The 15,141-nt window shown below is 73.7% G+C and carries 15 protein-coding genes and 1 tRNA gene; 14 read left to right on the forward strand and 2 right to left on the reverse strand.

All coding sequences use genetic code 11. The features are described 5' to 3' along the window. Positions 1 to 2 precede the first annotated feature (2 nt). The 3 genes from ACWEOH_RS17595 (at position 3) to ACWEOH_RS17605 (ending at position 2,492) form a co-directional block, all read left to right on the forward strand. Positions 3 to 596: an energy-coupling factor transporter transmembrane component T family protein gene (locus ACWEOH_RS17595; protein WP_452033147.1), complete on the forward strand. Its 594-nt coding sequence runs from the start codon at positions 3 to 5 to the stop codon at positions 594 to 596. A gap of 122 nt (positions 597 to 718) precedes the next feature. Continuing rightward, the gene (locus ACWEOH_RS17600) at positions 719 to 1,516 is read left to right on the forward strand and encodes a metal-dependent hydrolase (protein ID WP_452033149.1); all 798 of its coding nucleotides are present in this window, start codon (positions 719 to 721) and stop codon (positions 1,514 to 1,516) included. Between the two features lie 37 nt (positions 1,517 to 1,553). After that, a complete protein-coding gene (locus ACWEOH_RS17605) occupies positions 1,554 to 2,492 on the forward strand; it encodes a 5'-3' exonuclease (protein ID WP_452033151.1) in 939 nt (312 codons plus the stop codon). A gap of 49 nt (positions 2,493 to 2,541) precedes the next feature. Here ACWEOH_RS17605 and ACWEOH_RS17610 read toward each other — a convergent pair. Then, positions 2,542 to 2,617: transfer RNA gene (locus tag ACWEOH_RS17610), tRNA-Lys, on the reverse strand. 138 nt (positions 2,618 to 2,755) lie between these two features. On the opposite strand from ACWEOH_RS17610, the gene hisN reads away from it, so the two are divergent. Then, entirely contained in the window at positions 2,756 to 3,541 is a 786-nt protein-coding gene (gene hisN / locus ACWEOH_RS17615) for a histidinol-phosphatase (RefSeq protein ID WP_452033153.1), read from the forward strand. Then, positions 3,538 to 4,473, forward strand: coding sequence for an LLM class F420-dependent oxidoreductase (locus tag ACWEOH_RS17620; protein ID WP_452033154.1), 936 nt, complete (start codon positions 3,538 to 3,540; stop codon positions 4,471 to 4,473). The genes hisN and ACWEOH_RS17620 overlap by 4 nt, the downstream gene beginning before the upstream one ends. Positions 4,474 to 4,528: 55 nt before the next feature. Here the strand turns inward: ACWEOH_RS17620 and ACWEOH_RS17625 are convergent, their stop codons facing one another. Next, a complete protein-coding gene (locus tag ACWEOH_RS17625; protein ID WP_452033155.1) occupies positions 4,529 to 5,761 on the reverse strand; it encodes a DUF7402 domain-containing protein in 1,233 nt (410 codons plus the stop codon). Between the two features lie 317 nt (positions 5,762 to 6,078). Between ACWEOH_RS17625 and ACWEOH_RS17630 the strand changes: the two genes are divergently transcribed. The 9 genes from ACWEOH_RS17630 to idi are packed head-to-tail and all read left to right on the forward strand — an operon-like array spanning position 6,079 to position 15,070. Next, positions 6,079 to 7,188 carry a polyprenyl synthetase family protein gene (locus ACWEOH_RS17630; RefSeq protein WP_452033157.1) on the forward strand — a complete coding sequence of 370 codons (1,110 nt, stop codon included), beginning with the start codon at positions 6,079 to 6,081 and terminating at the stop codon, positions 7,186 to 7,188. A 25-nt stretch (positions 7,189 to 7,213) separates the two neighbouring features. Next, positions 7,214 to 8,494: an inositol-3-phosphate synthase gene (locus tag ACWEOH_RS17635; RefSeq protein WP_452033159.1), complete on the forward strand. Its 1,281-nt coding sequence runs from the start codon at positions 7,214 to 7,216 to the stop codon at positions 8,492 to 8,494. Continuing rightward, positions 8,491 to 9,363 (forward strand): SCO3242 family prenyltransferase, encoded by an 873-nt coding sequence (locus ACWEOH_RS17640; RefSeq protein WP_452033161.1) that lies wholly within the window; start codon positions 8,491 to 8,493, stop codon positions 9,361 to 9,363. The genes ACWEOH_RS17635 and ACWEOH_RS17640 overlap by 4 nt, the downstream gene beginning before the upstream one ends. Then, positions 9,360 to 10,289 (forward strand): sugar phosphate isomerase/epimerase family protein, encoded by a 930-nt coding sequence (locus tag ACWEOH_RS17645; RefSeq protein ID WP_452033163.1) that lies wholly within the window; start codon positions 9,360 to 9,362, stop codon positions 10,287 to 10,289. Before ACWEOH_RS17640 ends, ACWEOH_RS17645 begins: the two co-directional genes overlap by 4 nt. After that, entirely contained in the window at positions 10,286 to 10,960 is a 675-nt protein-coding gene (locus ACWEOH_RS17650; protein WP_452033165.1) for an EboA domain-containing protein, read from the forward strand. Before ACWEOH_RS17645 ends, ACWEOH_RS17650 begins: the two co-directional genes overlap by 4 nt. A gap of 3 nt (positions 10,961 to 10,963) precedes the next feature. Then, entirely contained in the window at positions 10,964 to 11,854 is an 891-nt protein-coding gene (locus ACWEOH_RS17655) for a TatD family hydrolase (protein ID WP_452033167.1), read from the forward strand. Then, positions 11,854 to 13,080: a metabolite traffic protein EboE gene (eboE, locus tag ACWEOH_RS17660; RefSeq protein WP_452033169.1), complete on the forward strand. Its 1,227-nt coding sequence runs from the start codon at positions 11,854 to 11,856 to the stop codon at positions 13,078 to 13,080. Before ACWEOH_RS17655 ends, eboE begins: the two co-directional genes overlap by 1 nt. Continuing rightward, entirely contained in the window at positions 13,077 to 14,480 is a 1,404-nt protein-coding gene (locus ACWEOH_RS17665) for an alkaline phosphatase family protein (protein WP_452033171.1), read from the forward strand. The genes eboE and ACWEOH_RS17665 overlap by 4 nt, the downstream gene beginning before the upstream one ends. Further along, positions 14,477 to 15,070 carry an isopentenyl-diphosphate Delta-isomerase gene (gene idi / locus ACWEOH_RS17670; RefSeq protein WP_452033173.1) on the forward strand — a complete coding sequence of 198 codons (594 nt, stop codon included), beginning with the start codon at positions 14,477 to 14,479 and terminating at the stop codon, positions 15,068 to 15,070. The genes ACWEOH_RS17665 and idi overlap by 4 nt, the downstream gene beginning before the upstream one ends. Positions 15,071 to 15,141: the final 71 nt, after the last annotated feature.

Genomic DNA, 15,141 nt, shown 5'->3' on the forward strand with positions numbered 1-15,141 from the left:
GCATGATCGGCGTCTTCCATCCCGGCACCTCGCTCGTGCATCGCACGCCCGCGCTCGCGAAGCTCGGGCTGCTCGCGGTGCTCGTGACCGCCGTGGCGCTCGCACCATCGCTCGCGTGGCTCGGCGCGGCATCCGTCGTCGTGGTGCTGCTGTTCGTGCTCGCGCGCGTGCCGTTCGGGCTGGCGTGGCGGCAGGTGGTGCCGATCCTCTGGGTGCTCGCGTTCGCGGTGCCCGTGCAGGTGCTGTTCGGTGGGTGGGAGGCGGCCGCGGTCATGGCGGTGCGGCTCGTCATCGCCGTGGCGCTCGCGGCGCTGTACACCCTGACGACGCCCGTGAGCGCGACGCTCGACGCCATGCAGGCGCTGCTGCGACCGTTCCGCCGGTGGATCGACGCAGACCGGGTCGGGCTCGCCCTGGCGCTCACCATCCGGTGCGTGCCGCTGCTCGCCGACCTCGTGCGCGAGGTCATGGAGGCGCGGAAGGCGCGCGGCGCGGAGGGGTCGATCCTCGCGCTCGCGGTGCCGGTGATCGTGCGCGCGCTCCGCACCGCAGAGCACCTCGGCGAGGCGCTCACAGCACGCGGCTTCGACGACTGAGTCGCTGCTCTCGCGGCGAGTCGTGCGGTCGCCGCGTGCCCTCGTCTCGATGTCGGCCGCTCCGTGCAGACTGGTCGACGGCCTGATCGGCCGAGCACCGGCCGACCGAGGAGCACCGCCGCATGATGGGCATCACGCACGCGACGAGCGGCGCCGCGGCATGGATCGCCGTCACCGGCGCGATGCCGATCGTCACCCTCGGGGCCTATCCGCTCGACCCGGTCGGCGTGCTCGCAGGCGCCGCCGTGTGCGCCGGCGCCGCGCTGCTGCCCGACGCCGACCACCACAGCGCGACGATCGCGCACTCCGTGCCGGTGCTCGGTCGGGTGGTCACAGGCACGGTCGGCCTGCTCTCGGGCGGTCACCGCCAGGGTGCGCACTCCGCCGTCGCCGTGGCCGTCGTCGCGGCCGCCGCCTGGGCGCTCACGCTGCTCGTCGTCGCGACCGAGGAGGTCGGCACGGTCGCGGTGGGCGCCGGGGTCGGCACGGCCATGCTCACATGCTTCGGCCTGAAGGCCCGCGACTACGTGCGCACGTGGGCGGCCGCGTGGGGACTCGGTGCGCTGCTCGGCCTGTTCGTCGCCGTGGTCGCGCCCGGACACGTCGCGTGGTTCCCGCTCGCCGTCACGGTCGGCTTCGTCGCGCACCTCGCAGGCGACTTCCTCACGACCGGCGGGCTGCCCGGGCTCTTCTGGCCATGGGTGCCCAGGCCGCCCGAGGTGCTGCATCCGGTGCCCGTGCTGAACCGCATCTGGATGCCGAACGGCTACGTCGCGCTCCCGATCCTCGGCGACACCGGATCGCTTCGGGAGACGGCGCTCGGCGCGGTGCTCGGCCTGTACTGCGTGGCCGGCTTCGCCTACGAGGGGATGCGCCTCGTCGGGCTCGATGCCCGGCTCGGCGCCCTCCCGTTCGGCTGACCGGCCCGATCGCGGTGGTCCGTGGGAGGATCGCCGTGTGGCCGACCGAATGATGCTCCTCGACACCGCGTCCCTCTACTTCCGCGCGTTCTACGGCGTGCCCGACTCGCTGAAGCGCGCAGACGGCACGTCGGTCAACGCCGTGCGCGGGCTGCTCGACATCATCGCGCGGCTCGTCACCGACTTCGAGCCGACGCACCTCGTCGCCTGCTGGGACGACGACTGGCGCCCGCACTGGCGCGTCGAGCTCATCCCGAGCTACAAGGCGCACCGCGTCGCCGAGGTCGTGCCCGGCGGCCCCGACGTCGAGGAGACGCCCGACCCGCTCGAGGCGCAGATCCCGATGATCCGCGAGCTCCTCGCCGTGCTCGGCATCCCCGTCGTCGGCGCAGAGCACCACGAGGCCGACGACGTCATCGGCACGCTCGCGACGCGCGCCGACCTCCCAGTCGACGTCGTCACTGGCGACCGCGACCTCTTCCAGCTCGTCGACGACGCCCGCGATGTGCGCGTGGTCTACACGGCGCGCGGCATGAGCAAGCTCGAGGTCGTGACGGATGTCACGGTCGTCGGCAAGTACGGCGTCCTGCCCGCGCAGTACGCCGACTTCGCCGTGCTGCGCGGCGACGCGTCCGACGGCCTCCCGGGCGTCTCGGGCATCGGCGAGAAGACCGCCGCGAGCCTGCTGCAGCAGTTCGGCGACCTCGACTCGCTCATCGCGGCGGCCGCCGATCCCGCGGCTCCGCTCTCTGCCACGATGCGCGCCCGCATCTCGGGCGCCGCCGACTACCTCGACGTCGCGCCGACGGTCGTCGAGGTCGTGCGCGACCTCGTGTTCGAGCCGTTCGATGCCCGGCTCGCTCCGCTCGACCCCGACGGCGTCGCCGAGATCGAGCGCCTCGCCGCCGACTGGAACCTCGGCGGCTCGGCGCAGCGCGTGCTGAAGGCCCTCGGCAACGAGGTCGCGGGCGCGTAACGCCCTCCGAGACGCGAGAAGCCCGGAACGTGGTCGTTCCGGGCTTCTGTGGTGCACCCCCAGGGACTTGAACCCTGAACCCACTGATTAAGAGTCAGTTGCTCTGCCGATTGAGCTAGAGGTGCATGATTCTGGTCTGTCTGCGACAACCCCGAACCGAGGGTCAACGTTATCAGGAGAACCGCCGGTTGCGCCAATCGAGCCGATGACGCGGCGCGTCGGCTTCGAAGGCGCGTCGCGGGGCCGCCCGATAGCCTGAATCGGTGACCGCCTACGCCGATGACCTCGCGCTCGCCCTCGAACTCGCCGACCTCGCCGACGCCGTCTCGCTCGGCCGGTTCCGCGCCGTCGACCTCGAGGTGCGCACCAAGCCCGACCGCACGCCGGTGACCGAGGCCGACCTCGCCGTCGAGCGCGCGATCCGCGACCGGCTCGCCGAGGCACGGCCCGACGACGGCATCCTCGGCGAGGAGTTCGGCACCGAGGGTGACACGACGCGGCAGTGGATCATCGACCCGATCGACGGCACCGCGAACTTCCTGCGCGGCGTGCCGGTGTGGGGCACGCTCATCGCGCTCGCGGTCGACGGCGTGCCCGTGGTGGGCATGGTCTCCTCCCCCGCCATGGGGCGGCGATGGTGGGCGGTCGAGGGCGGCGGCGCCTTCACGACGGATGCCCCGGGCCGCGAGCCGCGGCGCATCGGCGTGTCGCAGGTGGCCGAGCTCGCCGACGCGTCGCTCAGCTTCCAGAGCCTCGCCCAGTGGCGTGGCGCGGGCTACCTCGACCGGCTGCTCGCCCTCTCGGAGCGCGTCTGGCGCGACCGCGCCTACGGCGACGTCTGGTCGTACATGCTCCTCGCCGAGGGTCTCATCGACATCACGGGCGAGTTCGACGTGAAGGTCTACGACCTCGCGGCGCTCGTGCCCATCGTCGAGGAGGCCGGCGGGCGCTTCACGTCCATCACCGGCGAGCGCGGTCCGGGCCACGGCAACGCCCTCGCCACCAACGGGCTCCTGCACGACGTCGTGCTCGCGGAGCTCGCGAAGTGACGGCGCCGTTCGAGCTCTGCATCTTCACCGAGCCGCAGCAGGGCGCGAGCTACGACGACCAGCTCGCCCATGCGCAGGCGACCGAGCGGCTCGGCTTCGACGGCTGGTTCCGCTCCGACCACTTCCTCGCGATGGGCGGCACCGACCCGCTGCCGGGGCCGACGGACGCCTGGACCACCCTCGCGGGCCTGGCACGTGAGACCCGCGGCATCCGACTCGGCACCCTGGTCTCGTCGGCGACGTTCCGCCACCCGTCGCTGCTCGCGATCCAGGTCGCGCAAGTCGACGCCATGTCGGGCGGTCGCGTCGAGCTCGGCCTCGGCACCGGATGGTTCGCCGAGGAGCACGAGGCGTACGGCATCCCGTTCCCGGCCAAGCGGTTCGACCTGCTCGAGGAGCAGCTCGAGGTGATCACCGGGCTCTGGTCGACGCCGGTCGGCGACGGCTTCGACTACCGCGGGCGGCACTACGCGCTCGAGCAGGCGCCCGGACTGCCGAAGCCCGAGCAGCAGCCCATGCCGATCATCGTGGGCGGCGCAGGACCGCGACGCACCCCGCGGCTCGCCGCCCGCTTCGCGACCGAGTTCAACATCGGGTTCCGCTCGGAGGACACGATCGCGGCGGTGTTCGACGGCGTCGAACGCGCCTGCGAGGACGCGGGTCGCGACCCGGCCACGCTGCGCCGGTCGGTCGCCCTGCCGACCGTCGTCGCGACCGACGACACGGCGTACCTCCGCCGCCTGGCGGCGATCGGCGCCGATCCCGACACGTTCGCGGAGGTGAACATCGCCGGCTCGCCCGAGGCCGCCGTCGAGAAGATCCTGCGCCTGCGCGACCTCGGTGCCGACCGGGTCTACCTCCAGCTCGTCGACCTCCGCGACCTCGACCACCTCGAGCTCATCGCCGCCGAGGTCGTGCCCCACCTGCGCTGAGCCGGGCGTCAGCCACCCCGCACCCGCGAGGACGGGCGCGTCGGTCTCGACCGGGCTAGACCGTCGGCGCCCGCCACGCCTCGAACTCGGCGAGGCCGACCGAGGTCGTCGTGGCGCTCACCGAGGTGACGCGCAGTCGCACCCACGTGACCGTCCGAGCCGGGAACGTGATCGTGAGCCCCGCGCCGTTGTCCGGCAGAGCCGGGACGGGCACCGTGCTCCCATCCGAGAACTCCAGCATCGCGCCTGTGACGTGGTCGTCGAGGTTGGGGCGATCGTAGAGCGTGACCCCGTCGAGCGGAGTCGGCGAGGGGAAGGCGAACCTGATCCAGCTGCCGGCTCCACCGCCGTTCGTGACCCATTCGTGGCCGGTGGCCGACTGGGCGGCGATCGGGAACCCGTCCCTCGCCTTCTCGGGGCGTGCCGCGGGCGACGTGCTCGACGACGCGCTGACCGTGACGCCGGCCCCGCGGGCCGCGTTCCCGGTGGACTCGACGCCGACGAGGTACTGGCGCTCGAGCCACACATCGTGCGGGTAGGTCGGGCAGGGCTCGTTGGGATCGGCGCAGAGGTACTTGTCGTACGCCGCGAACGTCACGAACGCGTCGATGGTCTTCTGCAGATCGCTCCCCGCCACGTTCTCCACGAGGTGCCAGATCGGGTACCCCTCGTACGACAGGAGCGTGTGCGGCGCCGCGTAGTCGCCGCTCGCCAGCCGGGCGAACAGCGCGGTCGCCCGATGGTCGCTGTGGTCGTCGAGGTTGCCGGGATCCGTGGTCCAGTCCTGGCACCGCACGGTGCGGGCGTCGAAGTTCGTCATCAGCTGGACGAGGATGAGCTGGACCTCCTCCTTCGTGTACCACTCCTGGCCATCGACGCTGTGCACGAGCGGGATGTCGCCGTCCCACAGCTTCGCGAGGCTCTCCCAGCCGTAGGCCTGGCTGCCGCTCCCGTCGAAGCCATCCGGGATTCGCAGGAACACGACGGAGACGTGCGGAGCGCCGGTGAGCGTGTGCACCGAGATCGAGCCGGCCGTCACGCCCGCATCCGAGGCGCTCCAGACGTCGTCGACGCCGGCCATCTGCGCGTAGGTCGCGCGGATCCCGTCCTCCAGTCCGAGCCAGTAGTCCGCACCCTCGCCCGCCTCACCGGCCGTCGTGAACACCGTCCGAGCGCATCGCCCGGCCTCGATGTCCTGCAGGATCTGCGGATTCAGGAAGAGCAGGTCGTCATCGGGGTGCGCCACGATCGTGAGCGCGCCCCCTGTGCAGTCTGTCGGCGCAGCCATAGGTCCGTCCCCCTCCGGATGACTCGAGATTAGTGACGCGATCGCCCGCCCGAAACCCCGCATTCCGGATGCCCCGGCGCGTCCCGCACCTCCGAACCCCCCGATCAGGGGGGTTTTCCATTTCTCCGCCCAGCTTATGAGTGTTGATCAGCATATGTTCGATGATTGACAGTGCACTTTCGACGCCATAGTCTGCGGATCAGTACACACATCGACAGAACGGCTTCCGCGAAGCCGCTGTCGTCGCTCTGACGCGAAGCCGCGATGGGGATGCCCCGTCACGCCCTCGCGGACTGTCACCGTCGACGGAGGATCGCATGTCCCGTGCACCGGCAACCGCCCCCGCCGGCACGGCTGCGATCGGAGCGGCGCTCGCCGCGCGGGTCGAGCGGTTCATGGCGCAGGCGCCGCTGTTCGCGGCCGAGCTGTGGGGCGAGGTCCGACGCCGGTCGGCCACGGCGGGGCCCGAGATGTCCGACCTCGTCGACGCCGCTCGCGCCGCCGACGGCGGCAAGTACGTGCGCCCGCGACTCGTGGCCACCGCGTTCTTCGGACTGGACGGCGACGACGAGGCGCTGCTCCGTCGCGTGGCCGGTGCGCAGCAGCTGCTGCACCTCGGGCTGTGCATGCACGACGACCTCATCGACGGCGACCGCGTGCGTCACGGCCGACCGAACGTCATCGGCCTCGGCGAGCGCGAGGCGCGATCCGCCGGACTCGATGCGGCCGCAGCAGCACGACAGGGCGCGGCATCCGGGATCCTCGCGGGCGACCTGGCGCTCAACGCCGCGATCCTCGCGCTCCTGACCGCTCCGACGGCCGTCGCCACCCGCGCGCGGCTGGCCGAGGCCGCACTCGACGCCGTCGAGCGCACCATCGCGGGCGAGCTCCTCGACGTCCGCTCCGAGCTCGTCGCCCCGGCGAGGTCGCAGCCGCTGCAGGTGGCCCTCCTGAAGACGGCGTCCTACAGCGTGACGCTCCCCCTCACGCTCGGTGCCATCGCCGCCGGGGCCGACGACCCGGCGACCCTCGCGGCGCTCGAGCGCGTCGGCTCGGCGTTCGGCATCGCCTACCAGCTCAGCGACGACGACCTCGGGCTGTTCGGGTCGCCCGCCGTCACGGGCAAGTCGGCATTGTCCGACCTGCGCGACGGCAAGCGCACCGAGCACATCCGGCTCGCACACGCCCGTGGGTCCGAGGCCGACCGCGACCTCATCGACGAGGTGCTCGGCCGGGCCGATGCGACCGAGCAGGATGCCGCGCGCGTCCGCGCCGTCGTCGCCGCGACGGGTGCCCGCGTGGCCGTCCACGACCTCATCGACCGGCACCTCGACCACGGAGCGCGCGTCGCGGCCGACGACCTGCCGCCCGCGCTCGCTGCGCATCTCGCCGACCTCGCCCGCACGCTCCGCACCCGCGAGCGCTGACCCGACCCACGTAGGAGGAGACACCGTGACCATCACCCCCGACGAACTGCACGACACCGCGACGGATGCCGCGTGGACCCGAGGCCGGGTCGGCCTCTGGCTCATCGGCGCCCGCGGTTCCGTCGCGACCACCGCCGCCGTGGGCGTGCAGGCCCTCGCCGCGCGGGTCGCGCCGCCCACCGGATGCGCGACGGCGGGGCCCGGCTTCGCGGGCGTGCCGCTGCCCGGATTCGACCAGATCGTGATCGGCGGCCACGACGTGAGCACCATGCCGGTCGCGCGCCGGGCCGAGGCGCTGGCCGACGTGGGGATGCTCCCCGCCGGTGTGGTCGCCGAGGTGCACCGGGCGCTGGGGGCGATCGACGCCGAGATCCGCCCGGGCTACGACCCGGCCACCGACACCGGCTCGCAGGCCGACGCGGTGCGGCGCCTGAGCGACGACATCACCGCGTTCCGCACCCGCCGCCGCCTCGCGCACGTGGTCGTCGTCGACGTCTCGTCCACCGAGGCGCTGCCCGAGGACCGACCCGAGTTCCACGACCCCGAGCTGCTCGTCGCCGCACTCGCGGATCCCGAGCAGCAGGTCCTCCCCCCGAGCTCGGTCGCCGCGCTCGCGGCCGTGGAGTCGGGCAGCGCGTACGCGTGCTTCACGCCGTCGACAGGCCTCTGGCTCCCCGCGCTGCGCACGATCGCCGAGCGCCGCGGCATCCCGTACGCCGGGCAGGACGGGAAGACCGGCGAGACCCTGCTGCGCACCGTGCTCGCGCCCATGTTCACCGAGCGCGGCATGCACGTGCGCTCGTGGGCCGGCACGAACCTGCTCGGCGGCGGCGACGGCGCGACGCTCGCCGACCCCGAGGCCGTGCGCAGCAAGCTCGTCTCGAAGAACCGCGGCCTCATCAGCCTCGTCGGCGACCACGTCGTCGCGCCGCTGCACATCGACAACGTGCCCGACCTCGGCGACGTCAAGACGGCGTGGGACCACGTGCACGTCGAGGGCTTCCTCTCGACACGCATCACCCTGCAGACCACGTGGAGCGCGTACGACTCCATGCTCGCCGCGCCGCTCGTGATCGACCTCGCGCGGCTGCTCTCCCTGGCCGATGCCGCCGGCCACCGCGGCGTGCTCCCCGCCCTCGGCTTCTTCTTCAAGGACCCATGGGGCAGCGACGTGCACGCGTTCGCCGACCAGTCGACCGCGCTGCGCTCGTGGGCGTCGGAGACCGGGCTCGCCGTCGCGGCGACCTCCGTGCCCGTGCCCGCAGCGGCCGCCGCACCTGCTGTGGCGATCGGGGGCGCACGGTGACGACCGTCCGTGACGTCCTCGAGCTCGTGCGGGCGCCCGCGGCGCTCACCGTGCTCGGGGACACCGCGGTCGGCGCGCACGCTGCAGCGGGCGGGTTCGGGCGGCGAGGCTGGCTCCTCCCGCTCGCGTCGGCGGCGATCTACAGCGGAGGCATGGCGCTCAACGACTGGGCCGACCGCGACGTCGACGCCGTCGAGCGGCCCGAGCGGCCGATCCCCTCGGGCCGGGTCCGCCCGAAGCAGGCGCTCGCGGTCGCAACCGCCTGCGGCGTGGTCGGCCTCGCGCTCGCGGCCGCCGGCGGCGGGCGTCGTTCGCTGGCGGTCGCCGTGCCGCTCGTCGCAGCCGTCGTCGCCTACGACGTCGTCGCGAAGCCCACGGCCGCGGGCCCGCTCGTGATGGCGGCCTGCCGTGCGCTCGACGTGATGATGGGTGCGGGCGGGTCGCCGCGCGCGTTGCCCGCGGCGCTCACGATCGGCACGCACACGGCGGGCGTCACCGCGCTCTCGCGGGGCGAGGTGCACGGTGGATCGGCGGCCGAGGTCGGCACGGCCCTGGCCGCCACGGGCGCCGCCGCGGCATCCGTCGACGCCGTCGCGCCCTCGGTGCAGACGCCGCTCGCGCGTGCGGCCGGGGCGGCCGGCGCGGCGGGCTACCTGGTGTCCGCACTGCCGAGCCAGCTCGCCGCCGCCGCCGACCCCTCGCCCACCCGCGTGCGCGATGCGACGCGCACCGGCATCGGCTCGGTCGTGCCGCTGCAGGCCGCGATCGTCGCGCGGACCGGATCCCTCGCCGTCGCGCTGGGCATCGCCGCACTCGACGGCACTCGTCGACTGCTCATGGCGCGCCGTCGCGCAGGAGACGTGACATGAGGCCCTTCCAGCCCGTGTCCGCGTTGGCCGGCTCGGCGGCACAGCTCCCGGGCTCGACCGGCGCGCTCGCCGAGCCGGGCCTGCCGGGCGCCGTCTTCACGCTCGGCTACGGCACGAACGGCTTCGCCGACCACGCGCTCGACGACGCGGTGCTCGTGCTCGACCGGCTCGGGTACCGCGCGCTCGCGCTCACGCTGGGACACCCGCACCTCGACCCGTTCGCGGCCGACGCCGACCGAGCCGCGGCCCGCCTGCGCCGACGGCTCGACGACCTGGGCTGGCGCGTCGTCGTCGAGACGGGCGCGCGCTACACGCTCGACCCGTTCCGGAAGCACCGGCCCAACCTGCTCGACGACGATGCGAGCCTGCGCGAGGTGTTCCTGCGCCGGGCCGTCGACCTGGCCGCCGTGCTCGGGGCGGAGTGCGTGTCGCTGTGGTCGGGCGTGCTGCCCGACGAGGTGTCGCCCGAGCAGGGCGGCGATCGGCTGCGCGAGCGCCTCGACAGCCTCGTGGCGCACGCCGCGGCATCCGGCGTCGACCTCGCGTTCGAGCCCGAACCGGGCATGCTCGTCGAGACCGTCGCCGACGCCCTGGGCGTGCGCCGCGACCTCGGCGACCCGCCCGCGCTCGGCCTCACGGTCGACCTCGGGCACTGCGTGGTCGTCGAGCCCGAGGGCGTCGTCGGCGCCCTCCGCGCGGCGGGGCCGCTGCTGCGCAACGTGCAGGTCGACGACATGCTCCCCGCCGCCCACGAGCACCTCGAGCTCGGACACGGGGTGCTCGACCTCGCGGCCGCGCTGCGCACGCTCGACGAGCTCGACTACGACGGGATCGCCGCGGTCGAGCTCCCGCGGCACGCCCACGACGCGCCCGCCGTCGCGTCGCGCTGCATGACCGCATTCCACGACGCCTGGGAGGCACGATGAACGACGGATGGATCACCGAGGGCGTCGCGGCAGTTGCCGCCGACCCCGCCCGCATCACCCAGCTGTTCCCCGCGGCGGGCCGGGCGGTGGGCCGCGAACCTCTCGACCCCGACGGCGATCCGCTCGGGCTGGTGCACGGCACGCTCGACGACCGGGCTCGCGAGGAGCTCGTGGCCGCGCTGCTCGCGGCGCTGCCGCCGGCGGAGGCCGCGCGCGAGCTCGGCGACCTCTACCGCTACGGCGACGACGCCGAGCGGCGCGGGGTGCTGCGCGGGATGAGCGCCGCCGACCCCGGCGCCGAGCCGATCGTGACGACCGGACTCGACCTCGTCGCCGACGCGCTCCGCACGAACGATCCGCGCCTCGTGGCGGCCGCGCTCGGGCCGTTCGGCGCCCGGCACCTCGACCAGCACGCGTGGCGGCACGGCGTGCTGAAGGTCCTGTTCATGGGCATTCCGCTCGACGCGATCGCCGACGTCGACCGGCGCGCCGACGACGAGCTCACGCGAATGGCGGCCGCCCTCGTGGCCGAGCGCCGCGCGGCATCCCGCGACATCAGCGACGACATGGCCCGCCTCGCGGGCGGCGACCGCCTCGCGGCGGACCGCGAGCGCCCGCCGAGCCGCCACGACCACCCGACGACCGCCAACGACCACGAGCAGGAGGACTGACCCGTGCGCATCTTCGACCCGCACATCCACATGACGTCGCGCACCACGGACGACTACACGGCGATGTACGACGCCGGCGTGCGCGCGGTCGTGGAGCCCTCGTTCTGGCTCGGGCAGCCGCGAACGAACGTCGGCAGCTTCGCCGACTACTTCGACGCGCTCATCGGCTGGGAGCGGTTCCGGGCGGCGCAGTACGGCATCCGCCACCACGCCACCATCGGCCTGAACCCGAAGGAGGCCAACGACCCGCGCTGCCGCGAGGTGCTCGGCCTGCTCCCGCGGTACCTCGCCAAGGACGGCGTCGTCGCCGTCGGCGAGACCGGCTACGATTCGATGACCGCGGCGGAGGACGAGGCGTTCGCCGCGCAGCTCGAGCTCGCCGACCGCTTCGGGCTCCCCGCCCTCGTGCACACGCCGCACCGCGACAAGGCCGCGGGCACGCTCCGCACGCTCGACGTCGTGCGCGAGTCGGGCCTCGCGCCCGAGCGCGTCGTCGTCGACCACCTCAACGAGATGACGGTGCGCGCGGTCGCCGAGAGCGGCTGCTGGATGGGCTTCTCCATCTATCCCGACACGAAGATGGACGAGCGCCGGTTCGTCGCGATCCTGCAGGAGTACGGCACCGAGCGGATGCTCGCGAACAGCGCCGCGGACTGGGGCCACTCCGACCCGCTGAAGACGCGGGCCACCGCGGAGGCGATGCTCGAGGCCGGGTTCACCCTCGACGACGTCGACGTGGTGCTCTGGCGGAACCCCGTCGCGTTCTACGGCCAGAGCGGCCGCCTGAACCTCGACCCGGTGCCCGGTTTCGAGGCGGATGCCGCGGACGTCGGGTTCGCCGCGGCCGGTGCGACGTTCGAGGGCAACTCGGTACTGCGAGGGGTGCGCGCCTGATGGAGCTCTCCTACTGCACCAACGTGCATCCCGCCGAGGACCTCGACGGCGTGCTCGCGCAGCTCGACGCCTACGCGGGTCCCGCCCGGCGCGCCGCGGGGCTCGGCCGGCTGGGCGTCGGCCTGTGGCTGCCGGCCGACCTCGCCCGGCGCCTCGCGGCCGACCCCGAGGCGCGCGATCGCCTGCGCGCCGGGCTCGAGGCGAACGGCCTCGAGGTCCGCACGATCAACGCGTTCCCGTACGCCGCATTCCACGCCGACGTCGTGAAGCTCGACGTGTACCGGCCCGATTGGACCGACGCACGCCGCGCCGACTACACCCTGGACTGCGCCGCCGTGCTCGCGGAGCTCCTGCCGCCCGGCGGGTCGGGCAGCATCTCGACGCTGCCGCTCGGGTGGCGCACGCCCTGGACCGCCGACGACGACGCCCGCGCGACCGCGGCGCTGCGCCGCGTCTCGAACGGCCTCCGCGACCTGCGCGAGCGCACCGGCCGCACCGTGCGCCTCGCCATCGAGCCCGAGCCGGGCTGCGTGCTCGACACCGTGGCCGACGTCGTCCGCTGGCTCGGCCCGCGGCTGCGCGCGACCGGGCCCGACGCCGAGACGGGTGCCGCGGTCGCCCGTCGCGCTGACGGCATCGATCCCGAGCACATCGGCCTCTGCCTCGACACCTGCCACCTCGCGGTCTCGTTCGCCGACCCGACCGCGACCGTGCGCCTCGTGGAGGCGGCCGGCATCCGCGTCGTGAAGGTGCAGGCCTCAGCCGCGCTCCACGTCGACGATCCCGCCGATCCCGTGAGCCGTGCGGCGGTCACCGCCTTCGTCGAGCAGCGGTACCTGCACCAGACGCGCGAGCTCGGCCCCGACGGCGCCGTGACCCCGGTCGACGACCTCCCCGAAGCGCTCGAGGACCTCCCGTCCGCCGGCGCATGGCGCGTGCACTTCCACGTGCCGCTGCACCTCGCCCCGACGCCGCCGCTGCGCGCCACCACCGAGGTGCTGCGCGAGGCCGTGGCCGCCGTGCGGGCGACGGCGCACGGCGACGAGGCGCACCTCGACATCGAGACGTACACGTGGTCGGTGCTGCCCGGCGGCGTGGACGATCTCGTCGACGGCATCGCCGCCGAGGTGCGATGGGCGGTCGACGAACTGCTCACCGACGACGAGGCGACCGCGGTGGCCTCCGCTCGCAGGCCCGCCGCTGCGCTCGAGGAGGTCGCCTCGTGACCCGCGTGCTCCTCCTCGACGTCGTCGGCCTCACCGAGCGCGCGCTCGCGCACATGCCGCGCCTGCGGGCCATGGCGGCCGGCGGCGTGCAGACCCGGCTCGGCACGGTGCTGCCCGCGGTCACCTGCAGCGTGCAGTCCACGATGCTCACGGGGCTCGCGCCGGCGCAGCACGGCATCGTCGGCAACGGCTGGTACCTGCGCGACATCGGCGAGGTGAACCTCTGGCGGCAGCACAACGCGCTCGTCGGCGGCGAGAAGGTCTGGGAGACCGCACGTCGCGCCGAGCCGGGCTTCACGGCCGCGAACGTCGGCTGGTGGTACGCGATGGGCGCGAGCACCGACATCACCGTCACGCCGCGCCCGATCTACCACGCCGACGGACGCAAGTCGCCCGACGCCTATACGCGTCCGCCCGCGTTGCACGACCGGCTCACCGACGAGCTCGGCACGTTCCCGCTCTTCCACTACTGGGGCCCGACGGCATCGATCCGCTCGAGCCGGTGGATCGTCGAGGCGACGCGCATCCTCCTGCGCGAGCAGGGCTCCGACCTCGTCATGGCGTACCTGCCGCACCTCGACTACGACCTGCAGCGATTCGGACCCGACTCCCCCGAGGCCGACCGCGCCGCCGCCGACCTGGATGCCGCGCTCGCGCCGCTCCTCGACGACGCGCTCGCGCTCGGGGCATCCGTCGTCGCCGTCGCCGAGTACGGCATCGCACGGGCCGACCGACCCGTCGACGTCAACCGGATGCTGCGCGCCGAGGGCCTGCTCGAGGTGCACGAGCAGCAGGGACGCGAGCTCCTCGACCCGCTCACCTCTCGGGCGTTCGCCGTCGCCGACCACCAGGTCGCCCATGTCTACGTGGCGGACCCGGCCGACGTGCCGCGCGTGCGCGACCTGCTCGAGCAACTGCCCGGCGTCGACGAGGTGCTCGACCGCGAGCAGCAGGCCCGGTACGGACTCGACCACGAGCGGTCGGGCGAGCTCGTCGCGATCGCCGAGCCGGGCGCGTGGTTCACCTACTACTACTGGCTCGACGACGATCGCGCCCCCGACTTCGCGCGCGGTGTCGAGATCCACCGCAAGCCGGGCTACGACCCGGCCGAGCTCTTCCTCGACCCGGCCGACCCGCTCGTGAAGCTGCGCGCGGGCATGAACCTCGCGCGAAAGAAGCTGGGGCTGCGGTACACGATGAACGTGATCCCGCTGGATCCCTCGTGCGTGCGCGGCACCCACGGCCGGCTGCCCGACTCGGCGGACGACACGCCGCTCCTCATCAGCTCCGACGCGTCGCTGCCGTTCTGGGACGCCGCGCCCGACCTGGTGCCGGCTGCCGCGGTGCGCGACCTCGTGCTGCAGGCGGCGCGCGTGGCCGGGGCGGCGGTCCAGCGGTGAGCGGGCGGGCGGCGATCTCCGACGTCGAGCTCGTCGTGCTCCTCGACGAGGACGGATCGCCCGTCGGCACCGCTGACAAGCGGCTCGTGCACGGACCCGACACGCCGCTGCACCTCGCATTCTCGTGCTACGGCTTCGACGCCGACGGCCGGATGCTCCTGACCCGCCGCTCGCTCGCGAAGCGCACATGGCCCGGGGTCTGGACGAACGCCTGCTGCGGCCATCCGGCCCCGGGCGAAGACGTCGAGGACGCCGTGATCCGCCGCGTGCACCGCGAGCTCGGCATGGAGCCGCACGGCCTCCGGCTGGTGCTGCCCGACTTCCGCTATCGCGCGGTGGCGCCCGACGGCACCGTCGAGCACGAGGTCTGTCCCGTCTACGTGGCCGAGCTGCCGACGACGCTCGCGCCCGACCCCGACGAGGTGCTCGAGTGGGCGTGGGTCGCACCGTCGGCCTTCCTCGAGCTCGCCGAGACCGCGCCGTTCCTGCTCAGCCCGTGGAGCGTACTGCAGGCCGCCGAGTTCCGTCGTGGGAGCGCGCTCACGCCGAGCGATCCGGCAAGCGCCTTCCGAGAACCTGCCGACCGCTGACCATCGAGCGCCGGTCATTCCCCGACGGATCGACCGGAGGCGAGCTGCCTCGACGGAAATCACGGAGACAT

It is taken from the genome of Agromyces sp. NPDC004153 (assembly GCF_053603635.1).